Source organism: Nitratidesulfovibrio sp. SRB-5 (genome assembly GCF_019931275.1).
Taxonomy (GTDB): Bacteria; Desulfobacterota; Desulfovibrionia; order Desulfovibrionales; family Desulfovibrionaceae; genus Cupidesulfovibrio.
Genome location: NZ_JAIOTY010000001.1, coordinates 276,114 through 294,233, shown reverse-complemented (window position 1 = coordinate 294,233; position 18,120 = coordinate 276,114). Strand labels below are relative to the sequence as shown.

Sequence of the window (18,120 nt, the reverse complement as noted above, 5' to 3'; positions counted from 1 at the left end):
ACCCGCCGAGGCGGCTCGTGTCACTGCCCCGTGCCACGGTCACCAAGACGAAAGTTTTCGTGCCTCTGTTGCGGCCCCCCGGCCTTTTCGCCACAGTCGGGCCATGGATTTCCTTTCCCCCCTGCTGACGGCGGACACGCTGAAAATCTCCGTCATCCTGCTCACGCTGAAGGTGGCGGGCATTGCCACGGTGGTGTCCTCCGTGCTCGGCATCCTGACGGCGTGGTGCATCGCCCGCCGCCCCTTTCCGGGCCGCACCTGGGTGGATGCCCTGTGCGCACTGCCGCTGGTGCTGCCGCCCACGGTCATCGGCTACTACCTCATCCTGCTGGTGGGGCGGCGCGGCCTGCTGGGGCCGTGGCTGGCCGAATTCGGCATCAACCTGATGTTCTCGTGGGAAGGCGCCGTGGTGGCGGCCACGGTGGTGGTCTTTCCGCTCATCTACAAATCGGCCCGCGCCGCGCTGGAAGCCGTGGACCACAACCTGGAAAACGCGGCCCGCACCCTGGGCGCATCGGAATGGAAGGTGTTCCTGCGGGTGTCGCTGCCCCTTGCGTGGCGCGGCATACTGGCCGGGATCATGCTGGCCTTTGCGCGGGGCATGGGCGAATTCGGCGCCACGCTGATGATCGCGGGCAACCTGCCGGGCCGCACCCAAACCCTGTCGCTGGCCATCTATTCCGCCTTTCAGGCCGGGGACGACGCACAGGCGCTGGCGCTGGTCATCGCCACCTCGCTGTTGTGCATGGGCGTGCTGATCCTTGCGGACAAGCTGGCCACCGGCGGGCTTTCCTTCGGCAGGGGGGCATGATGATAGACGTTTCCATCACCCACCGCCTGCCTCCGGCCCGGGGCGCGGGCGGCAAGGGCTTCAAGATAGACGTGTCCTTCGCCACAGAAGACCGCACCCTGGTGCTGTTCGGCCATTCCGGCTCGGGCAAGACCCTGACCCTGCAAGCCATCGCCGGGCTGATGCACCCGCGCGAGGGGCGCATCGTCATCAACGGCACCACCCTGCTGGACACGGCGGCGGGCATCGACATGCCCGCGCGCGACCGGGGCATCGGCTACGTGTTTCAGGACTATGCCCTGTTCCCGCACCTGTCGGTGCGCAAGAACGTGGAGTTCGGCCTGGGGGCCGGGCGGCGCGCGTCCGTTGCCGGGCAGTCAGGAGCCGGGAAGGGAAGCGGGGCCGACGGCGCAAGCGGCAAGCAACGCGTGGACGAACTGCTGGAACTGTTCGAGATAGACCACGTGGCCCACAACCTGCCGGGCAACATTTCCGGCGGGCAGCGCCAGCGCACCGCGCTGGCCCGCGCCCTGGCCACCAACCCGCGCGCGCTGTTGCTGGACGAGCCGTTCTCTGCCCTGGACCCGCTGCTGCGGGTGCGCATGCGCAAGGAGTTCACCCGGCTGTTCGCCCACTTCGACATTCCGGCCATCATCATCACCCACGACCCGGACGACGTGGACGCATTTGCCGACACCCTGGTGCTGTACGAGGACGGACGCATCCGCCACCGCCTGAACTTCCGCGAACTGCGGGCGGAAGGAAGGCCTGCGCTGGGGCTGCTCATGGCCCTGATGAACTAGGTGACGAACCGGTGACGAACCAGGCGAAGATGCATTGAACGCTTCAGGGTAATTACCCGACGCCCGCTTTTTGCTCCCCGCGTTTCCTTTCCCGCCGGGCCATGCGCGTCAACATGGTTCCGGGCGGGCTTGCCGACGCGCCGCCTCGCGCGTCCGGTTTCCCACGGGCCTTCGGAGACCGCCATCCGCCCGTCCGCCCCTCCATGTGAAAGAGCCGCCGTCCCCTCGGGAGACGGCGGCTCTTTCCGCAGGCGGGCGGCATGCGCCCGCACGTCATGCTCACATGCCATGCCCGCAAATCCGGGCGTTTTCCACCGCGCTATTCCACGTTCAGGATCACCGAGAACGCCTTGAACATCACCAGAATGTCCGTGCCCGGCGCCAGGTCCAGCGCCTTCACGCTTTCCACGGTCAGCAGGGCGCACACGGTGGTGCCTTCGGGCAGGTCCACCACCACCTCGGCGGCGATCTCGGAAAGGTTCACCCGCGCCACCTTGCCCGCATAGCGGTTGCGCGCGCTGGTCTTCAGCCGGTTTTCCTCGCGGGCCAGGATCACCCACGGCGCCTTCACCGTGGCGGTCATCACCCTGCCGGTGCCCACGCCCAGGTTCTGGGCGCTTTCCTCGGTAATCACCGAAACCACCTTCAGCCCGCTGTTGGTGGTCAGTTCCACCTCCACCAGCAGCCCGTCCCTGACGACGGACGTGACCCTGCCGGTGAACGCGTTGCGTGCGCTGGTCTTCATCCGGGTCTCCTTGTTCAGGTAATGATGCACGATACGCCGCACGTCATCGTCTGAAAAGCGCAGGTAGCTGGCCGTCTGGTTCATGCTCTGGTGGCCCAGGATACCCTGCACGATCTTCAGCGGCACGCCGCCGCGCAAGAGTTCCACGGCCCGCGAATGCCGGATGACGCGCGGGTTCAGGTATTCCTTGGGGATGGAGCATTCCGCGGCGCGCTCGTAGAACTTGCGGCGCACGTAGCCCTGATCCATGCGAAAGACGCGCCCGCGCAGGCCGAACATCATGGGGTCGTCCAGCACCCGCTGCACCTCGCGCATGACCGGGCCGGGCAGCTGGATTTCGCGCCCGCCGTGCCCGCGCACGATGACCTGCTGGCGCACCGGGTCAAGGTCGGCGGCATCGTCCAGGGCCAGCACCTCGCCAAGGCGCAGGGCGCCGTGGCGCATCATCAGGAAGGCCACCCACAGCCGCCCGCGCGAACGGCGCTGCACCGGCGTGGACGCCGCGCCGAACCAGGCAAGGAAGGTGGCCGTCAGTTCGTCGAGCTGTTCCGACGTAAGGTGCTTGACCCCTTCCGGCACCTCGAAGCTTTGGGCAGGACAGGGCACGTCCGCTGCCTTGGGTGCTGGGCGGGGGCATGCGCCCGCGCCATCTGCGCCAGCCCCTTCACGGAGCGCGCCACGCGTGCAGGCACCACCGCCGCCCATGCCCGGCACGCCGGACAACGCGGTGACGATGGAGTGCAAGGTTGCCGCGCCAAGGCCGTCCGCGCCCGCGTGATCGGCTGCGGGGTCAAGTGGGGACGCGCCGGATTCCACGGGCAAGCCGGAAACGCCACCGCCAAGCCGCGCCTCCAGTTCCCGTTCGATGCAGGCCCGCATCAGTTCCAGTTGTGTCTCGTCCAGTGCGCCGACGATACCGGCCAAAGGAGCATGCATGGTCGATCTGCCTCCGCAGTGTCGTTGCCGCCGCCACCCTGCCGGAAGTCTTGGTCGGTTTTGGCCGGAAAGGGAACACAGTCACGAAAAAAACAACCCAGGTGACCGTATTGCCTGCCGTGCGGGCAGCAGCTACCCGGAAGATGGAAGGGGCCCCGGTCGCACGTGCCTGCCGCGCCGGTGCCCCGACGAGGTCCGGCCCGGAATGCGCACCGGGCCGGCACCCCGTGCCGCCTTCATCGCCCCCGGAATGCCACCGGCATCCACCGGGCGGCCTGTTTCCCGGCTTCCCTGCGCCACCGACGAGATGCCCATGCCCTTCGCCTCCTTCCTGCCCGCCGTGCTTGTTCCCGTGCTGCCCGTGCTGTTGCTCGCGCTGGCCGCCCTGGCCGTGCTGCTGGCCTTCGAGACCGGATGCGCGCCGCGCGGCAACGCCCATGACGGCGAACTGGGGCTGACGACGGGACGCGACGCGGCCATGCGCCTGCGCCTGCGTGAACTGTGCGGCGGTCCGCTGGCCCTGATGCTGGCCGGACTGGGCGTGCCCCTGCTGTGGCCGGAACCGGAAGCCGGGGTGGCCCTGCTGGCCACGGCCACGGCGCTGCACCTGCTGCGCGGCCCCGCCGCCGCCCATGCCGCGCCCCATTCGCCCCCGCAGCAGGCAGCCGATCCGAAAACCCCGCACATTTCCTACGCCCCGGTGGCCCACATGCGCACCCCGTTCACCAACGTGCGCGGCATGCCCATCCAGCCCGTGGGCGCGCAGGGGGTTGCGGGCAGCATCGACGTGCTGCCCGAATTCGCCGAAGGCCTCGCCGACATCGAGGGCTTCTCGCACCTCCTCGTCATCTACCACCTGCACGAATGCAAGGGCTTCACCCTGCGCGTGAAGCCCTTTCTGGACAACGACGAGCACGGCGTGTTCGCCACCCGCTCGCCGCGCAGGCCCAACCCCATCGGCATTTCCGTCCTGCGGCTTACCGGCGTGACCGGCAACAGGCTGCACGTGGAAAACGTGGACATGCTGGACGGCACCCCGGTGCTGGACATCAAGCCGTACGTCCCCACCTTCGACGTCTGGGACGCCGACAGGACGGGCTGGTTCGCCACCGTGGCGGACAACGCCGTGCAGTGCAGGGCCGACGACCGTTTCGTCCCCGCAGACACCACTCAACCTCAGACAGGAGGCGCCTCATGATTTCCGGATTCCGTCCGTTTCGCACCGGCCGCCGCGTTCTTGCCGCACTGGTTCTGGCCGCGCTGGTCTGCGCTCCCCTTGCCGCCCAGGCGGGCGAGATCACCGTGTCCGCCGCCGCCAGCCTGACCAACGCCTTCACCGACATCAAGGGCATGTTCGAAAAGGCCAACCCCGGCAGCAAGGTGCAGACCAACTTCGCCGCGTCCGGCCCGCTGCTGAAGCAGATGCAGGAAGGCGCGCCGGTGGACGTGTTCGCCTCCGCCGACCAGGCCACCATGGACAAGGCCGTGGAAAGCAAGCTCATCGACGTGGCCACCCGCATCGACTTCGTGTCCAACAGCCTGGTGCTCATCGTGCCCGCCGATTCCAAGCTGGCCATCGCCTCCGTGGATGACCTGAAGAAGGCCGACGTGCACCGCATCGCCGTGGGCAACCCCGACTCCGTGCCCGTGGGCCGCTACACCAAGGCCGCCCTGACCGCCGCCGGTTCGTGGGATGCCCTTTCCGGCAAGTCCGTGCTGGCCGAAAGCGTGCGCCAGGCCCTGGACTACGTGGCGCGCGGCGAAGCCGAAGCGGGCTTCGTGTACATGACCGACGCCAGGATCGCGGGCGACAAGGTGAAGGTGGTGGCCACCGTCAAGGGGCACGCCCCCATCACCTACCCCATCGCCGTCCTGTCCGGGGCCAGGGACAAGGCCACCGCCGCCGCGTTCATCAAGTACGTCACCGGCCCCGAAGGCATGGCCGTGCTGGACAAGTACGGCTTCGGCAAGCCGTAGCGGCAGCATCCCCCCGGATTCCCTCGCCAACACCAACGGGCGCCGACCACATGGCCGACGCCCGTTGCGCGTGGGTGCACGGCGTGCGCCCCAAACGGTCCCTGCCCCATGCGGGCAGTACGGGCAGATCCGCACACTCCGCTCCCGTGCATGCGCACGGCCCGGCCTAGCCAGCTCCCCCCTCCGGCCCGTCCTGCCCGACCCGCCCTGTCCGACCATGCTGGCCACCCCATCCCGCCCGAGTCATCCCGTCCGGTTCATCCCGTCCGGCCCGTCCTGCCCGACTCGTCCAACTCGACCCATCCCGCTCGCCCCGTCCTGCTCCCCTGTCCGGGCCGGTTCCCCCGCAAAACGGCCCGCAGCGCCAACTTGCCGCCGCCATGCATTTTTTGCTGACAGTTTCTCCGCAACCGTGCTAGATTACGCACAGTCCCTCCGTTATCGCTGGCTGCAATCTTCCACCATGCTTGCATATTGGCGGAAAAATGGTAGTAGCAACCATTATCGCTTGATGCACACACGTTGCCGGCCTTCGGCGGAAGCAGACCGGGCAACGCGCCTATTTCACCGTTTAACCTTGCCGGGCTTACGGGCGGCCACACCGCCGGACCCGCTGCAAAGGGGGAAAGCATGGATGTCGTCATGCTGTCACGGCTGCAATTCGCGGTAGCCGTCTTTTTCCATTTCATCTTCGTGCCGCTGACACTGGGCCTTTCGGTGCTCATCGCGGTCATGCAGACCATCTACTACCGCACCGGCAACGAAACCTACAAACGCATGGCCAAGTTCTGGGGCAAGCTGTTCCTCATCAACTTCACCCTGGGCGTGGTTACCGGCATCACCCTGGAATTCCAGTTCGGCACCAACTGGTCGCGCTACTCGGAATACGTGGGCGACATCTTCGGTTCGCTGCTGGCCATTGAAGCCACCCTGGCCTTCTTTCTGGAATCCACCTTCCTGGCCGTGTGGGTGTTCGGATGGGAGCGCGTCTCGAAAAAGATGCACCTGTTCGCCATCTGGGCCGTGGCGTTTGCTTCCAACATGTCCGGCCTGTGGATCATCCTGGCCAACGGCTGGATGCAGAACCCCGTGGGCTACGTGATCCGCAACAACCGCGCGGAACTGGACAATTTCTTCACCGTGCTCAGCAACCCCTACGCATGGGGCCAGTTCTTCCACAACATGTTCGCCTCGTGGATGCTGGCGGGCTTCTTCGTGCTGGGCATTTCTGCCTGGCACCTGTTGCGTCGCAACGAGGAAGACTTCTTCAACCGCTCGTTCAAGCTGGCCGCCGGGTTCACCCTGGCGCTGGCCCTTCTGGTGGCGTTGCAGGGCCACAACCACGGCAACACCGTGGCCAGGCTGCAACCCGCCAAGCTGGCGGCCATGGAATCGCACTGGGAAACCCAGAAGTCCGCGCCCATGTACCTGCTGGCCGTGCCCAACGAAAGCGCGGAAGGCAACGCCATCCAGGCCTTCGGCATTCCCGGCGTGCTCAGCCTGCTGGCCTTCAACGATCCCTCCGCCGAAGTGAAGGGCCTGAAGGACTTCCCCAAGGAAGACCGCCCGCCCGTGCTGCTGACCTTCCTGAACTTCCGCGTGATGGTGGGCCTTGGCACGCTGTTCCCGCTGCTGGCCGGCGCCGCCTTCCTGTTCCGCAACCGCCTTCAGGACAAGCCGTGGCTGCTGAAGGCGCTGCCCTGGGCCATCCCGCTGCCGTACCTGGCCATCATGGCCGGGTGGGCCGTGGCCGAAATAGGCCGCCAGCCGTGGATCGTATACGGCATGATGCGCACCACCGACGCCGTGTCGCCGGTGCCCGCCTCGTCCGTGGCCGTATCGCTGCTGGCGTTCGGGGCGGTGTACACCCTGCTCGGCGTGCTCGACATCTACCTGCTTCGCAAGTACGCGCGCAAAGGCCCCGCAGCCTAGCCCGCACGACGTGCCGCATAGCCGCATGAACAGCTAACCGAGAGGATCGGAAACATGTTGGAGACAATCTGGTTCGTCCTGTGGGGCCTGTTGTGGGCCGTATACTTCGTCCTTGACGGCTTCGACTTCGGCTTGGGCACCCTGCTGCCCTTCGCCGCGCGCAACGAAGCCGAGCGCCGTACCATCTACAATGCCGCCGGTCCGTTCTGGGACGGCAACGAGGTGTGGCTGATCACCGCGGGCGGCGTCACCTTCGCCGCGTTCCCCAAGGCGTACGCGGTGATGTTCAGCGCGCTGTACGCGCCGCTGCTGATCCTGCTCTTCGCGCTGATCTTCCGCGCGGTGTCCTTCGAGTTCCGCAACAAGATCGACAGCCCCGGCTGGCGCAAGGTGTGGGACGTGTTCCAGTTCCTGGGCAACTTCGTGCCCGCGCTGCTGTTCGGCGTGGCCTTCGCCAACCTGTTCATGGGCATTCCCGTCGACGGCAACGGCGTGTACCACGGCAACCTGCTGAAGCTGCTGAACCTGTACGGCCTGCTGGGCGGCGTGTTCTTCGTGCTGATGTTCGCCCTGCACGGCGCGCTGTGGATGGCCATCAAGTCCACGGGCGACCTGCACGACAGGGCCGTGGCCCTGGCGCGCGGCATCTGGCCGCTGCTGCTGTGCGCCGCGCTGGCCTTCCTGACGGCCACCGCCGTGTACACCAGCCTGTACGTCAACTACATGAAGTTCCCGCCGCTGCTGGTGTTCCCCATCCTGGCCGTGGCCTCGCTGCTGACCACCCGGTTCTTCATCGCCTCCAACTCGGTGGGCATGGCCTGGGTGTGCAACGCGGTGTTCATCGTGTGCGTGACCTTCTTCGGGGTGTTCGGCATGTACCCGGCGCTGCTGCCGTCCAGCATGGACCCGGCCTTCAGCGTCACCATCGCCAACGGCGCGTCCAGCCCGCTGACGCTGAAGATCATGCTCACCGTGGTGGCGATCTTCGTGCCCATCGTGCTGGCGTATCAGGCGTGGGTGTATTCCGTGTTCACCCACAAGATCACCGACGAGGACCTGGAAGACGAGCACGCCTACTAGACGGTGAAGCGGCGCGACACGCGCCGCACGCAACACATCGGATGCACAGGGGAGCCCGCAAGGGCTCCCCGTTTTATTTCCCGGACATCAATGGCGTTTTCCGGCCCACGGCGCCAACGTCACCGCAACGCCGCATGTAGGACGCGTCCTACAGACTTCCTACAGCATCCGACAATCATTGCACGCCCCAATCGACATGGTATTACGCAAATTAAAGCCACTCCGGTGGCGGCCCCCGCGCGCCAGCAACGGGGCCTGAACCGCACATCGCAGCAGGAATGCCATGTCGCCCACCATTTTTCCCGTCCCCTCCCCGCCCGCGCCCGCCCCGGCCAGCACCCGCATGACGGACGCCGAGGCCTTCGCGCGGCGCGGCTCCGCCCTGCGCGACTTCTTCTTCGCCACCGCCGGCGCCGCGTTGCGCCGGGCCTTCGAGGCACTGGCCCTGCCGGGCTCCCCGCCCCTGCCGCCCGTGCCTGCGTGGGATGAAGAGGAATACCTGTTCAACCGGCTGTTCGTGGGTCCGGGCCCGGTGGCCGCGCCGCCCTATGCCTCCGTCTATCTGGAGACGGAGCGCCGCCTGATGGGCGAGGCCACCCTGTTCGCCCGCGAAGCCTACGCGGCGCTGGGCCTTGCCTCGCCGTGGCAGGGGTCGCTGCCCGACGACCACATCGGCCTGGAACTGGACGCCGTCCTGGCCGTGTTCGCCGCCCTGCAGCCGGATGCGGCAGGCCCGGCGGATTCCCCGGCCCCCGCCACATCCGCCACATCCGCACCGTCCGCACCATCCGCACCGTCCGCACCATCCGGCCCTGGCGCGCGCAAGCCCGCCCCCGAAGACCTCGCCCCGTGGTGGGACGCCTTCGTGGCCGGGCACATGGCCGTGTGGGTGCCGTCATTTCTCGATGCCCTGCGCCGGGCAGGCGCAACGTCCGCCGTCATGGGCCGCGCGGGCGACGACCTGGCCCGCTGGCTTGCCGACGCCGTGTCCATGGGGTGCGGGGCCTTTGCTCAACCGGAACAACCGGTCACCAAGCGAGGAGCAGCATGAACAAGACCGATCGGGCAGCACGCGGCTGCGACAACGGAAGGCGCTTCTTCCTCAAGGGGACGGCCGCCATGGGTACGCTGGGCGCGCTGGGCGCACTGGGCTCCGGCCCCTGCGGCCTGCTGCGGCCGGCGCAGGCGGCCCCGCTGAAGGGCGGCGGCTACGCGGGCGGCTATGCCGTGCACCGGCAGGTGTGCCCGCGCAACTGTTACGACACCTGCATGATGTTGTCCCACGTCAAGGACGGGCGGGTGGAGTTCGTGGAAGGCGACACCGCCTGCACCTTCACCGGGGGTGGGCTGTGCGTGAAGGGCAACTCGTACGTGGGCAGCGCCTACAGCCCCGACCGCATCAAGTATCCCATGGAGCAGCAGGGGCGCGGCACCGGCAAGTGGAAGCGCCTGAGCTGGGACGAGGCCATCGACAAGATCGCCCGCAAGATCGTCGAGTGCAAACAGAAGGACGGCTCGCTGCTGGGCGTGGGGCTGAACCGCCTCTCCGGGCACCAGGGCGTCACCCCCAACGTGGCTGACGGCATGTTCGCCTCCATGGGCTACATCACCCGGCTGGTGGGCACCCCGTGCTGGCCCGCGGGCATCGACGCCCAGTCGTACGACATGGGCAAGATGCTGGCCGACGACCCCGAGGAAATGCCGGAATCGCGCTACGTCATCCTGTGGGGCGGCAACCCGGCATACTGTTCCATCCACTCCATGAAGTACGTCTACGCCGCCCGCGAACGCGGGGCCAAGATCCTGTGCATCGACCCGGTGTTCACCCAGACCGCCGCCAAGGCCGACGAATACTGGCAGATACGCACCGGTACCGATGGCGCGCTGGCGCTGGGCATGTGCCGCCACATCCTGGACAAGGGATTGGCCGACCAGAGCTGGCTGGCCGCCAACGCCAGCGGCTACGACGAATTCGTGGCCTACCTGCGCGACAACGTCACCGTGGAATGGGCCAGCAAGGAAACCGGCATCCCCGAGGACAAGATCCGCGCCGTGGCCGAGGAATTCGCCACGGCGAAACCCGCCACCATCTGGATGGGCTACGGCCTGCAACGCCACACCAACGGCGGGGCCACCATCCGCAGCATCGACGCCCTGTGCGCCATGACCGGCAACATCGGCGTCACCGGTGGCGGCGCGCGCTACGGCAGTCTGCTGAACTACGTGTTCACCGGGGCGCACGGCGCGTTCCAGCCGCCCGCAGGGTCCGTGGGGGTGCAGACCACCGCCCCCGACGGCAGCGTGAAAAACGCCCGCCGCATGCTGAACATCAACAAGATGGCCGAAATGCTGCTGACGGCGGACAACCCGCCCGTGCGCCTGTTGTGGGTCACCGGGTGCAACCCCGTCTCGCAGATATTCGACCACCAGAAGATGCTGAAGGCCCTGGCGCGCATGGAAATGACCGTGGTGGTGGACCTGTTCTTCAACCAGACCGTGGAACAGGCCGACATCGTGCTGCCCGTGACCACCCTGTTCGAGGAATGGAACGCCAACGCCGGCTACTGGCACCGCTGGGTGGGCATCAACGAAAAGGCCATCGAGCCGCTGCACGAGGCCAAGTGCCAGGTGGACATCGCCAAACTGCTCACCACGCGGCTGAACCAGCTGTCGCCCGGCTTCTGCACCTTCCCGGCAGACGCGGACCCGCGCGCCCTGCTGATGGCCGAATGCGGCCAGGCCATGAGGGACCACTTCGGCATAGCCTCCATGGAAGACCTGCTGAAGGCCCCGGCCAAGGCCAGGAAGCCCGGCCCGGCGTGGTCCGACGGCAAGTACCTGACCCCCTCCGGCAGGTACGAGTTCAAGTCGGACATCTGCGCCAAGAACGGCTTCAACGCCCTGCCGGTGTACGTGCCCGGGCGCAAGCCCTTCGGCCCGCTGCGGGTGCTGACCCCGCACGCCAAGTTCGGCCTGCATTCGCAGTTCATCAACCTGGAATGGATGGAAGACTTCAACCCAGAACCCATCGTGTACATCCACCCGGAAACGGCGGCGGCCCGCTCCATCCGCGACGGCGACATGGTCGAGGTCAAGGCGCGCACCGGGGCCACCCGGCTGCGGGCGCGGCTGACCGGCAACATGCCGCGCGACCACATCCTGCTGTACGAGGCGTGGTTCCGGAACAACACGTACAACTGCCAGAACCTGGTGGACGAGGAGAGCGCCGACATGGGCGCGTGGAAGACCGGGGCGCCCGGCGTGGCCATCCATGACCAGTTTGCCGACGTGGCGCGCGTCTAGGAGCGGGAATCATGAAAAAGCAACTCGGTTTCCTCGTGGATACGGAAAAGTGCATCGGCTGCTTCACCTGCGCCATGGCATGCAAGAACGTGTACCACCAACAGAAGGGCATCGTGTGGCGGCAGGTGCACCCCATGGGTGAATCCATCTACCCCCACCGCGAACGGGCGTGGCTTTCGCTGGCCTGCAACCACTGCGAAAACCCGGTCTGTCTCGAACAGTGCCCGGTAAAGGCGTACACCAAGCGCGAGGATGGCATCGTGGTGCACGACCAGGACGCCTGCATCGGCTGCGGCAACTGCGTGCGTTCGTGCCCGTACGGCGCGCCCAGGATGAACCCCGTGGAAAAGCGCGCCGAAAAGTGCAGCATGTGCTGGCAGCGCATCGACGCCGGGCTGGACCCGGCCTGCGTGCACAGCTGCCCGGTGGGGGCGCTGTCCATCGCGGACATCTCCACCGCCCGGCTGGACGGCTGGGTGCAGTACCCGGCGGGCTACCCCGAATCCAGGCGGCTCAACCCCTCCACCCGCTTCAAGGCCCCGCGCCAGCCGCGCGAGGTACGGAGGAACGACGCATGAACTCCATGGAACTTCCCCTCGTGATCTTCACGGTGCTCAGCCAGGGCGCCGTGGGGCTGGTTGCCCTGACGGCGGCCCGGCAATGGGCGAGCGATGGCGGGTCCGGCATGGCCCAGGCCCCGCGCACGGCATGGCTGACAGCCGTGGCGCTACTGGCGCTGGGCGCGTTCGCCGCCATGTTCCATCTGGGCCACATGGGCGGCGCGGTGCGCACCCTGGCCAACCTGGAATCGGCGTGGCTCAGCCGTGAAGGGCTGGCCCTTGGCGCCACCGGCGCGCTGCTGCTGGCGGGGTACCTGTCGCCCGGGCTGCGGGCGCGCGGCGCGACCACGGTGGCCGCCGTGCTGGGCGTGACGGCCGTGCTGGTCACCAGCATGACCTACGCCCCTGCGGGCTTCCCGGCCCTGAACAACGCGCTGCCGGGGGTCTTCTTCCTGCTCACGGCGGCGGTGCTGGGACCGGCGCTGGCGGCCCCCTTCCTGCCCGATGCGCACCAGCCCGCCGCCATGCGCGCGTTGCGCGCGGCCCTGCTGGTGTCGCTGGTCATCAATCTGGTGGTGCCGTGCGTATGGCTTTCCGGCGGCACGGTGATGCGCCTGACCGGCGAGGCCTTCCTGACCGCGCCGCTGTACTGGCTGCGCCTGGCCCTGCTGGGCGCGTCGTACGCGCTGGCGCGCGGCGGGCGCATGCCCGCGTGGATGCTGCCGCTGCTGGCCGCGCAGGAACTGCTGGGCCGGGCGCTGTTCTTCATGCTGCCGGTGCACGCTTCGGTGAACATCGGCAACCCGTTCTGACCAATGCCCCGCCCCGCGTGCCCCGTTGCACGCGGGGCGGGGATGCGAGGACACGACCATGAACGGACGCAGTCCGTGCCCGAAGGCCGCATGGCCGACGGTTCCGGCCAGCGCGCTACCCGGCGCGCGGCCTGTCACGCTGGTGCTGATCCTGTGCCTGATGCTGGCGGCGGCGACGCTGCCGTCCGTCACGGCGGCTCAGCCAGCGCAGGCGATCGAGACGGACCAGGCGATCAAGACGGAGCAGGCCGCAGCATCTGTCGCCACGGCCTTCCGGCACACCCCGCCCGGCCCCCTGCGCGGCGCGGTGGGCAAGGAACTGGTCATCCCCGTGGCCCAAGGCGGCTCCGCCGAAGGAACCTACACCGTGCAGGCGGTACTGCTGTCCGGCCCCGGCAAGGTCCTGCCCAATGGGCCAAATGGGCCGGATGGGCCGGATGTGCCAGAGGAGATGGACGTGCCGCGTGAGACGGACGCGGCGGACATCACCGTGGACGGTCGCACCGTGCGCATGGTGCCCCGCCAGCCGGGGGCCTATGTCATCGAAGTGCGCGGCATGCGCGAAGGCCCGATTTCCTGAGGCGGCGCACCACCCGAACAGGTGTTCGGGGAGCGCATCGAAATCACGGTCCCGCGCTGAGCGGGACCGTTTTTCATTTCAACGAACGCTCCACCGAGCGGGCATCGTGCAGCGGCGCGCGGCGCGGGTCGGGCAGTACACGGTCGCACACGCGGCGCAGCCCCCGCGCCATGCACAGGGCGCGCAGCCAGTTGCCGATGCGGACGCGGTACATCCACACGGCCAGCCCCGCCACCACGCCCAGCACCCACCACGCGGCATGGGCCAGCACCCCGCCCAGCACCAGCGCCAGTATCGCCGCCCCCCAGCGCAGCGGGCCGCGCAGCAGGCGCACGCCGGTCAGCACCCCGCACAGGGCATTGGCCAGCAGAAAGCCGTCGGCCAGCGCCACCAGCCCGGTCACGTCGATGACGCCCCGGCCCACGGCGGCCAGCACCACCACGTGCGCGCCGCACAAAAGCCCTATGCCCCCGGCGGGCGCGCCGGTACGGGCGCGCAGCCCCACCGCGCGCGGCAGGATGCCGTCCGCCCCCAGCGATGCCCCCAACCGCGCCACCCCGCCCACGAACATCAGGTAGGTGGTGGCGCACAGGGCCAGCGCAAGAGCCCCCAGCACCGGGCCGCCCCACGCGCCGAGCAGCGGCGTGAGCAACGCGGCCACCCCGTCCGGCGGCACGACGATGCCGCCAACCGCGCCAGCCGCGTTCGTCACCGTCATCGTCCCGGCAACCCCCGCACTAGCCGATGTTCCCGGTGCCCCAGAGGCACCCAATGCCCCAGATGCCCCAAGGACAGGGGACGCCGCGCCACGCACCGCCAGCCACTGCATGCCCCCCGCCACGGCCAGGTCCACAGCCGTTACGGCGGCCAGCGCACGGATGACCGCCTTGCGGATGGTGCGGCGCGGGTTGCGCACCTCTGCGCTGTAGTTGCCCACCACTTCCCAGCCCACCACGATCCAGAACAGCAGCAGCAACGCGTGCCCCAGCATGGCCCAGTCGGGCGCGGGCAGGGCGAACGCGGACAGGATTTCCGCCCCCGACATGCCCCCCGACAGGCCGCCCGACATTCCCCCGGACATTGGCCCACCCGGCGTTGCGCTGGCCGCCATGCCCCCGCCCGTACCCCGCCACAGCACGGACGCCGCATCGCCCAGTGTGACCACACCCCCGGCGAACAGCACCCCCGCCGACACCGACGACAGCACCAGCGCCACCCGGCCCAGCGAGGCCACCTGCCGCAGCAACAGCCCGGCGCACACCACCAGCAGCCCGTAGGCCACGCCCACCGGCGGCAGCCCGCCCAGCGGCAGGTAGCGCACCCCGGTCAGCAGCACGGCCACCGGGCCGAACAGCACCGCCACCACCAGGTACAGCGAGGCCAGCCGACGCCCCTGCGGGCCGAAGGCGTGCCCCACGGCCACGGAAACGCCCCCGTCGCCGGGGAACAGCACGGAAAGCTCGCCGAACACCAGCGCGAACACCACCCCCACTGCGATCATGACCAGCCACGCGGGCAGCGCCCACGCCCCGGCCACGCCCAGCACCACGGGCGGCAGGATGATGATGCCCGAACCCAATACCGGCCCCACGATCAATCCCGCCAGAAGCCACGGTCCAAGTTGCGCGCTGCGCATGGGGTTGCCCTCCTGTTGTTTCCGTGCCATCCTTGGCCCCATAGCGCCCGGAAATCCAACGGTATTTCCCGAAGGCAGCGTTCGGCGTGGGCGAATGCCCGCCCGATCCGACTGGATATGGCCGGGCCTGGCCCGATATGGCCCGGCATGGCCCGATATGGCGATGTGGCCCGATGTGACCCGATGTGAGTCGGTGTGAGTCGGTCTGGCTGGATGTGCCGGGTTTCTCCGGCGATCACATGGCGCTTCCGCCCTTCCCCTCGGCCTTCGGCGTCACCGGCCTTTCCCCCGCGTCCGCAACCCCGCGCACCGTTATGGAACTGCACCTGCTCCGCGCCTTCGCCACCGTGGCCGCATCCGGCACGCTCACCCGCGCCGCCGCAGAGCTGCACCTCAGCCAGTCGGCCCTCAGCGGGCAGATTCGCGCGCTGGAAGACGCCCTGGGCGTGACCCTGTTCCGCCGCCGCGCGCGCGGCATGGACCTGACCGACGCGGGCACCGACCTGCTGCCCCTGGCCAGAAAGGCGCTGGATGCCGCCACGGCTCTGCGCCGCAAGGCCGAACGCCTGCGCGCACAGCCCACCGGGCGACTGGTGCTGGGCCTGAACACCGACCCCCCCTTCCTGCGCATGGTGGCCCTGCACGAAGCCCTTGGTGCGGCCTGCCCCGACGTGGCGCTGGAATTCACCATGACCCAGACCATGACCACGCCGGAATTGCTGCGCGAATCGGCCATCGACGCGGGCTACCGCTACGGACAGGAATTTTCGCCCGACATCGTGGAGCACCCCCTGCGCGATGTGGAAATCCGCATCGTGGTTCCGGCGGGCATGCTGCCCGCGCTGCCCGTGCCGTCCCCGCTCATGGGTGCCGCCATGCCGGGTGCGGCTGCTGCCGCCTCCGTCCGCGCCCCGCGCAAGGGCCGTGCCCGCGCGGAATCGCACCCCCCGCCGGAGCGCCCGGAATGGTCCGCCGCCGTGCGTCGCCACGGCGCGCCGCAGCTCGCTGAGGCCACGGATGCGCGCGTGCCGGGCTCCAGCACATCCGCTCTGGGCACCTCGGGACCGGACATGCCGTTCGGCACCGGTTCCGACCAGCATGACGCGGACGGCGCCCCCGCTGCGCCCAATGCGTCCAATGTGTCCAATGAGAACGGCCCCGGCCTGCTGGCCGCGCTGCTGGCCCGCCACGGCGGCATGCCCGCGCCCAGGCCGGACTACGCACCGTCCGACCTGCCTCGCCTGCCCGTGCACGATGCCAACGCCTGGCACGCCCTGTCGCAGCTGCCGTGGATCTGGCCCACCTGCGACTGCCCCTTTCACCGCACCGTGGCCGCGCGCATGGCCCCCTACGGCCTGCGTCCGCGCACGGCGGCGGTTGCCATCGACGAACCCATCGTCAAGCAGCTGGTGGCCACCGGCAAGGGCGTGGCCGTGCTGCGCGCCGACGAAACCGCCCAGATGGTGCGCGACCACGGGGTGTACGTGTGGCCGGAGCCGCTGTCCGTGCCGCTGTGCATCGCCCACCGCATCGACCGCAGCGACGACCCGGCCCTGCGCGCGCTGGTGGAGGCCGCCCGCGCCGTGTGGAAGTAGACGCGCCGCCGGACGCGGGGGCACCTGTCTCTCCCTCTTTTCCCCGCGCTGCCCCTGTTCAGCACGTCGCCCCTGTTCACCCCGCCCCCTTGATCCGCACCGGCTCAACCCGGTCCACACCGGCTCAACCCGGCTCAACTAGTTCCGGCCCGACCGAACCCGCCAAGGCATGATGCCCTGCGCGGTGCCTTCCCCCGCGTCGCCCTGCACCCTGTTCACCCCGCTTCCACAGCCACGCTCACTCCGTAACGCCCCCGCCTCTCACGGCGTCGCGCGCTGCGTGCCCCCGCAACGCCGAACGCGGCCCCCGCCAAGGCGAAAACCGCGTTCATTCCGTACGGCCACAGCCGCACACGATACAATGATGCCGGGACACGCTGCCGGGGACACGTCGGGCACCCCGTCAGGCCCCCCTCACCCTCTGGGGCGCGCCGTGCTCGCGCCCCGTCATGACCAGCATCCGTTACACGTTGATGCTGACGCCCGCTGCCCCGCCGGAAGAGCCGGAAGATCCGCTGGCGGATTCCAGCTTGCTCTTCTGTTCCAGCAGTTCCGTCAGCTGGCTCTGGAGCATGGTCACTTCCGACATCTTCATGGCCACCTGCTGCTGCCGCTGCTCGTCGTCCAGGTTGGCGTCCTGCTGGACTTCCTCCATTTCCTGCTGCTTTTCCTTGATCTGTTCGCGCAGGTTCTGGATTTGCTCCTTCAGCGACGCCAGTTCCTCGCTGGAGTCCGACTCCTCGGTGGACGCGGCGCCGCCCGCGCCGCTGCTGGCCATCCCCGCCGCCTTCTGACGCCCTTCGTCAGAGATGGTCACGGTGTCGCCGCCGCTTTCCGCGCCCTCAGTGGATGCGGTGCGCAACGTGCCGGTGCGTTCCGTGCCCGCCTGCACCTGCAAGGTGCTGTAGGCGATGCCGACCTGGGTTCCGTCCAGTGCTTCGACCATGGGACCTCCTTTCGCGCGGATGCGCGACCTTCAGTCAACCTATCGACGGCTTGCCTGAAGAGTTTACAGCAACCGCTCACATTTCCTTACGCGGCACTGTCATTGCCGAAGATTGCATGACAGGCGGACGGCGGAAGGCGGAAGGAAGGGGACGGACGGCAGCGAGCACGGCGCTGAAGGACTACGCCGAGTAACCGCGCAAAGCGGCGGAAGGGAAGGACGCGACCGCTTCACGTGCGCGCCACCCCGCATTCACGGCAAGGGCGCAGCGCAGCGCGGCTGGGTGGGACGACAGGAAGGAAGACAGGCGTGACGGGGGCGGGACGGCAAATATGACGGCAGCCTGCACACCCGGCATCAATGCGCAATCAGTGCGCAACAGGCATGCACCGGGCGGATCATCGCCCGAAACACCCTGGAATATA

Annotated in this window: 15 protein-coding genes; 12 read left to right on the top strand and 3 right to left on the bottom strand. The window is 68.5% G+C overall.

Features of this window, described 5'->3' with window-relative positions:
- Nucleotides 1–103 precede the first annotated feature (103 nt).
- Nucleotides 104–811, top strand: coding sequence for a molybdate ABC transporter permease subunit (modB, locus tag K6142_RS01130; RefSeq protein ID WP_190245584.1), 708 nt, complete (start codon nucleotides 104–106; stop codon nucleotides 809–811).
- Complete coding sequence (locus tag K6142_RS01125; RefSeq protein WP_223290423.1) at nucleotides 808–1,593, top strand: ATP-binding cassette domain-containing protein; 786 nt, start codon at nucleotides 808–810, stop codon at nucleotides 1,591–1,593. The genes modB and K6142_RS01125 overlap by 4 nt, the downstream gene beginning before the upstream one ends.
- A 319-nt stretch (nucleotides 1,594–1,912) precedes the next feature.
- On the opposite strand, the gene K6142_RS01120 is transcribed toward K6142_RS01125, so the two are convergent.
- Nucleotides 1,913–3,274, bottom strand: a complete 1,362-nt coding sequence (locus K6142_RS01120; protein ID WP_190245583.1) for a TOBE domain-containing protein — start codon at nucleotides 3,272–3,274, stop codon at nucleotides 1,913–1,915.
- Between the two features lie 313 nt (nucleotides 3,275–3,587).
- Here K6142_RS01120 and tsaA point away from each other — a divergent pair, with 313 nt between their 5' ends.
- The 9 genes from tsaA (at nucleotide 3,588) to K6142_RS01075 (ending at nucleotide 13,518) form a co-directional block, all read left to right on the top strand.
- Nucleotides 3,588–4,472: a tRNA (N6-threonylcarbamoyladenosine(37)-N6)-methyltransferase TrmO gene (gene tsaA, locus K6142_RS16620; protein ID WP_190245582.1), complete on the top strand. Its 885-nt coding sequence runs from the start codon at nucleotides 3,588–3,590 to the stop codon at nucleotides 4,470–4,472.
- Nucleotides 4,469–5,251: a molybdate ABC transporter substrate-binding protein gene (modA, locus tag K6142_RS01110; protein WP_190245581.1), complete on the top strand. Its 783-nt coding sequence runs from the start codon at nucleotides 4,469–4,471 to the stop codon at nucleotides 5,249–5,251. The genes tsaA and modA overlap by 4 nt, the downstream gene beginning before the upstream one ends.
- 630 nt (nucleotides 5,252–5,881) lie before the next feature.
- Nucleotides 5,882–7,183, top strand: coding sequence for a cytochrome ubiquinol oxidase subunit I (locus K6142_RS01105; RefSeq protein ID WP_190245580.1), 1,302 nt, complete (start codon nucleotides 5,882–5,884; stop codon nucleotides 7,181–7,183).
- 54 nt (nucleotides 7,184–7,237) lie between these two features.
- Nucleotides 7,238–8,263: a cytochrome d ubiquinol oxidase subunit II gene (gene cydB, locus K6142_RS01100; protein ID WP_190245579.1), complete on the top strand. Its 1,026-nt coding sequence runs from the start codon at nucleotides 7,238–7,240 to the stop codon at nucleotides 8,261–8,263.
- A 283-nt stretch (nucleotides 8,264–8,546) separates the two neighbouring features.
- Nucleotides 8,547–9,314: a molecular chaperone gene (locus K6142_RS01095; protein WP_190245578.1), complete on the top strand. Its 768-nt coding sequence runs from the start codon at nucleotides 8,547–8,549 to the stop codon at nucleotides 9,312–9,314.
- Nucleotides 9,311–11,566: a molybdopterin-dependent oxidoreductase gene (locus K6142_RS01090; RefSeq protein ID WP_190245577.1), complete on the top strand. Its 2,256-nt coding sequence runs from the start codon at nucleotides 9,311–9,313 to the stop codon at nucleotides 11,564–11,566. Before K6142_RS01095 ends, K6142_RS01090 begins: the two co-directional genes overlap by 4 nt.
- Nucleotides 11,567–11,577: 11 nt before the next feature.
- The gene (locus K6142_RS01085) at nucleotides 11,578–12,144 is read left to right on the top strand and encodes a 4Fe-4S dicluster domain-containing protein (RefSeq protein WP_190245576.1); all 567 of its coding nucleotides are present in this window, start codon (nucleotides 11,578–11,580) and stop codon (nucleotides 12,142–12,144) included.
- Nucleotides 12,141–12,938, top strand: coding sequence for a dimethyl sulfoxide reductase anchor subunit family protein (locus K6142_RS01080; RefSeq protein WP_223380719.1), 798 nt, complete (start codon nucleotides 12,141–12,143; stop codon nucleotides 12,936–12,938). Before K6142_RS01085 ends, K6142_RS01080 begins: the two co-directional genes overlap by 4 nt.
- 58 nt (nucleotides 12,939–12,996) lie before the next feature.
- A complete protein-coding gene (locus K6142_RS01075) occupies nucleotides 12,997–13,518 on the top strand; it encodes a hypothetical protein (RefSeq protein WP_190246115.1) in 522 nt (173 codons plus the stop codon).
- A 73-nt stretch (nucleotides 13,519–13,591) separates the two neighbouring features.
- On the opposite strand, the gene K6142_RS01070 is transcribed toward K6142_RS01075, so the two are convergent.
- Nucleotides 13,592–15,154 (bottom strand): APC family permease, encoded by a 1,563-nt coding sequence (locus K6142_RS01070; RefSeq protein WP_223380718.1) that lies wholly within the window; start codon nucleotides 15,152–15,154, stop codon nucleotides 13,592–13,594.
- 239 nt (nucleotides 15,155–15,393) lie between these two features.
- On the opposite strand from K6142_RS01070, the gene K6142_RS01065 reads away from it, so the two are divergent.
- The gene (locus tag K6142_RS01065) at nucleotides 15,394–16,749 is read left to right on the top strand and encodes a LysR family transcriptional regulator (protein ID WP_223380717.1); all 1,356 of its coding nucleotides are present in this window, start codon (nucleotides 15,394–15,396) and stop codon (nucleotides 16,747–16,749) included.
- 463 nt (nucleotides 16,750–17,212) lie between these two features.
- Here the strand turns inward: K6142_RS01065 and K6142_RS01060 are convergent, their stop codons facing one another.
- Nucleotides 17,213–17,695 carry a FlxA-like family protein gene (locus K6142_RS01060; RefSeq protein ID WP_190245636.1) on the bottom strand — a complete coding sequence of 161 codons (483 nt, stop codon included), beginning with the start codon at nucleotides 17,693–17,695 and terminating at the stop codon, nucleotides 17,213–17,215.
- Between the last annotated feature and the right edge of the window lie 425 nt (nucleotides 17,696–18,120).

Excerpts from the sequence above, each read along its gene's own strand:
- modB (WP_190245584.1), top strand. The coding sequence starts at position 104 with ATGGATTTCCTTTCCCCCCTGCTGACGGCGGACACGCTGAAAATCTCC.
- K6142_RS01125 (WP_223290423.1), top strand. The coding sequence starts at position 808 with ATGATGATAGACGTTTCCATCACCCACCGCCTGCCTCCGGCCCGGGGC.
- K6142_RS01120 (WP_190245583.1), bottom strand. The coding sequence starts at position 3,274 with ATGCATGCTCCTTTGGCCGGTATCGTCGGCGCACTGGACGAGACACAA.
- tsaA (WP_190245582.1), top strand. The coding sequence starts at position 3,588 with ATGCCCTTCGCCTCCTTCCTGCCCGCCGTGCTTGTTCCCGTGCTGCCC.
- modA (WP_190245581.1), top strand. The coding sequence starts at position 4,469 with ATGATTTCCGGATTCCGTCCGTTTCGCACCGGCCGCCGCGTTCTTGCC.
- K6142_RS01105 (WP_190245580.1), top strand. The coding sequence starts at position 5,882 with ATGGATGTCGTCATGCTGTCACGGCTGCAATTCGCGGTAGCCGTCTTT.
- cydB (WP_190245579.1), top strand. The coding sequence starts at position 7,238 with ATGTTGGAGACAATCTGGTTCGTCCTGTGGGGCCTGTTGTGGGCCGTA.
- K6142_RS01095 (WP_190245578.1), top strand. The coding sequence starts at position 8,547 with ATGTCGCCCACCATTTTTCCCGTCCCCTCCCCGCCCGCGCCCGCCCCG.
- K6142_RS01090 (WP_190245577.1), top strand. The coding sequence starts at position 9,311 with ATGAACAAGACCGATCGGGCAGCACGCGGCTGCGACAACGGAAGGCGC.
- K6142_RS01085 (WP_190245576.1), top strand. The coding sequence starts at position 11,578 with ATGAAAAAGCAACTCGGTTTCCTCGTGGATACGGAAAAGTGCATCGGC.
- K6142_RS01080 (WP_223380719.1), top strand. The coding sequence starts at position 12,141 with ATGAACTCCATGGAACTTCCCCTCGTGATCTTCACGGTGCTCAGCCAG.
- K6142_RS01075 (WP_190246115.1), top strand. The coding sequence starts at position 12,997 with ATGAACGGACGCAGTCCGTGCCCGAAGGCCGCATGGCCGACGGTTCCG.
- K6142_RS01070 (WP_223380718.1), bottom strand. The coding sequence starts at position 15,154 with ATGCGCAGCGCGCAACTTGGACCGTGGCTTCTGGCGGGATTGATCGTG.
- K6142_RS01065 (WP_223380717.1), top strand. The coding sequence starts at position 15,394 with ATGGCGCTTCCGCCCTTCCCCTCGGCCTTCGGCGTCACCGGCCTTTCC.
- K6142_RS01060 (WP_190245636.1), bottom strand. The coding sequence starts at position 17,695 with ATGGTCGAAGCACTGGACGGAACCCAGGTCGGCATCGCCTACAGCACC.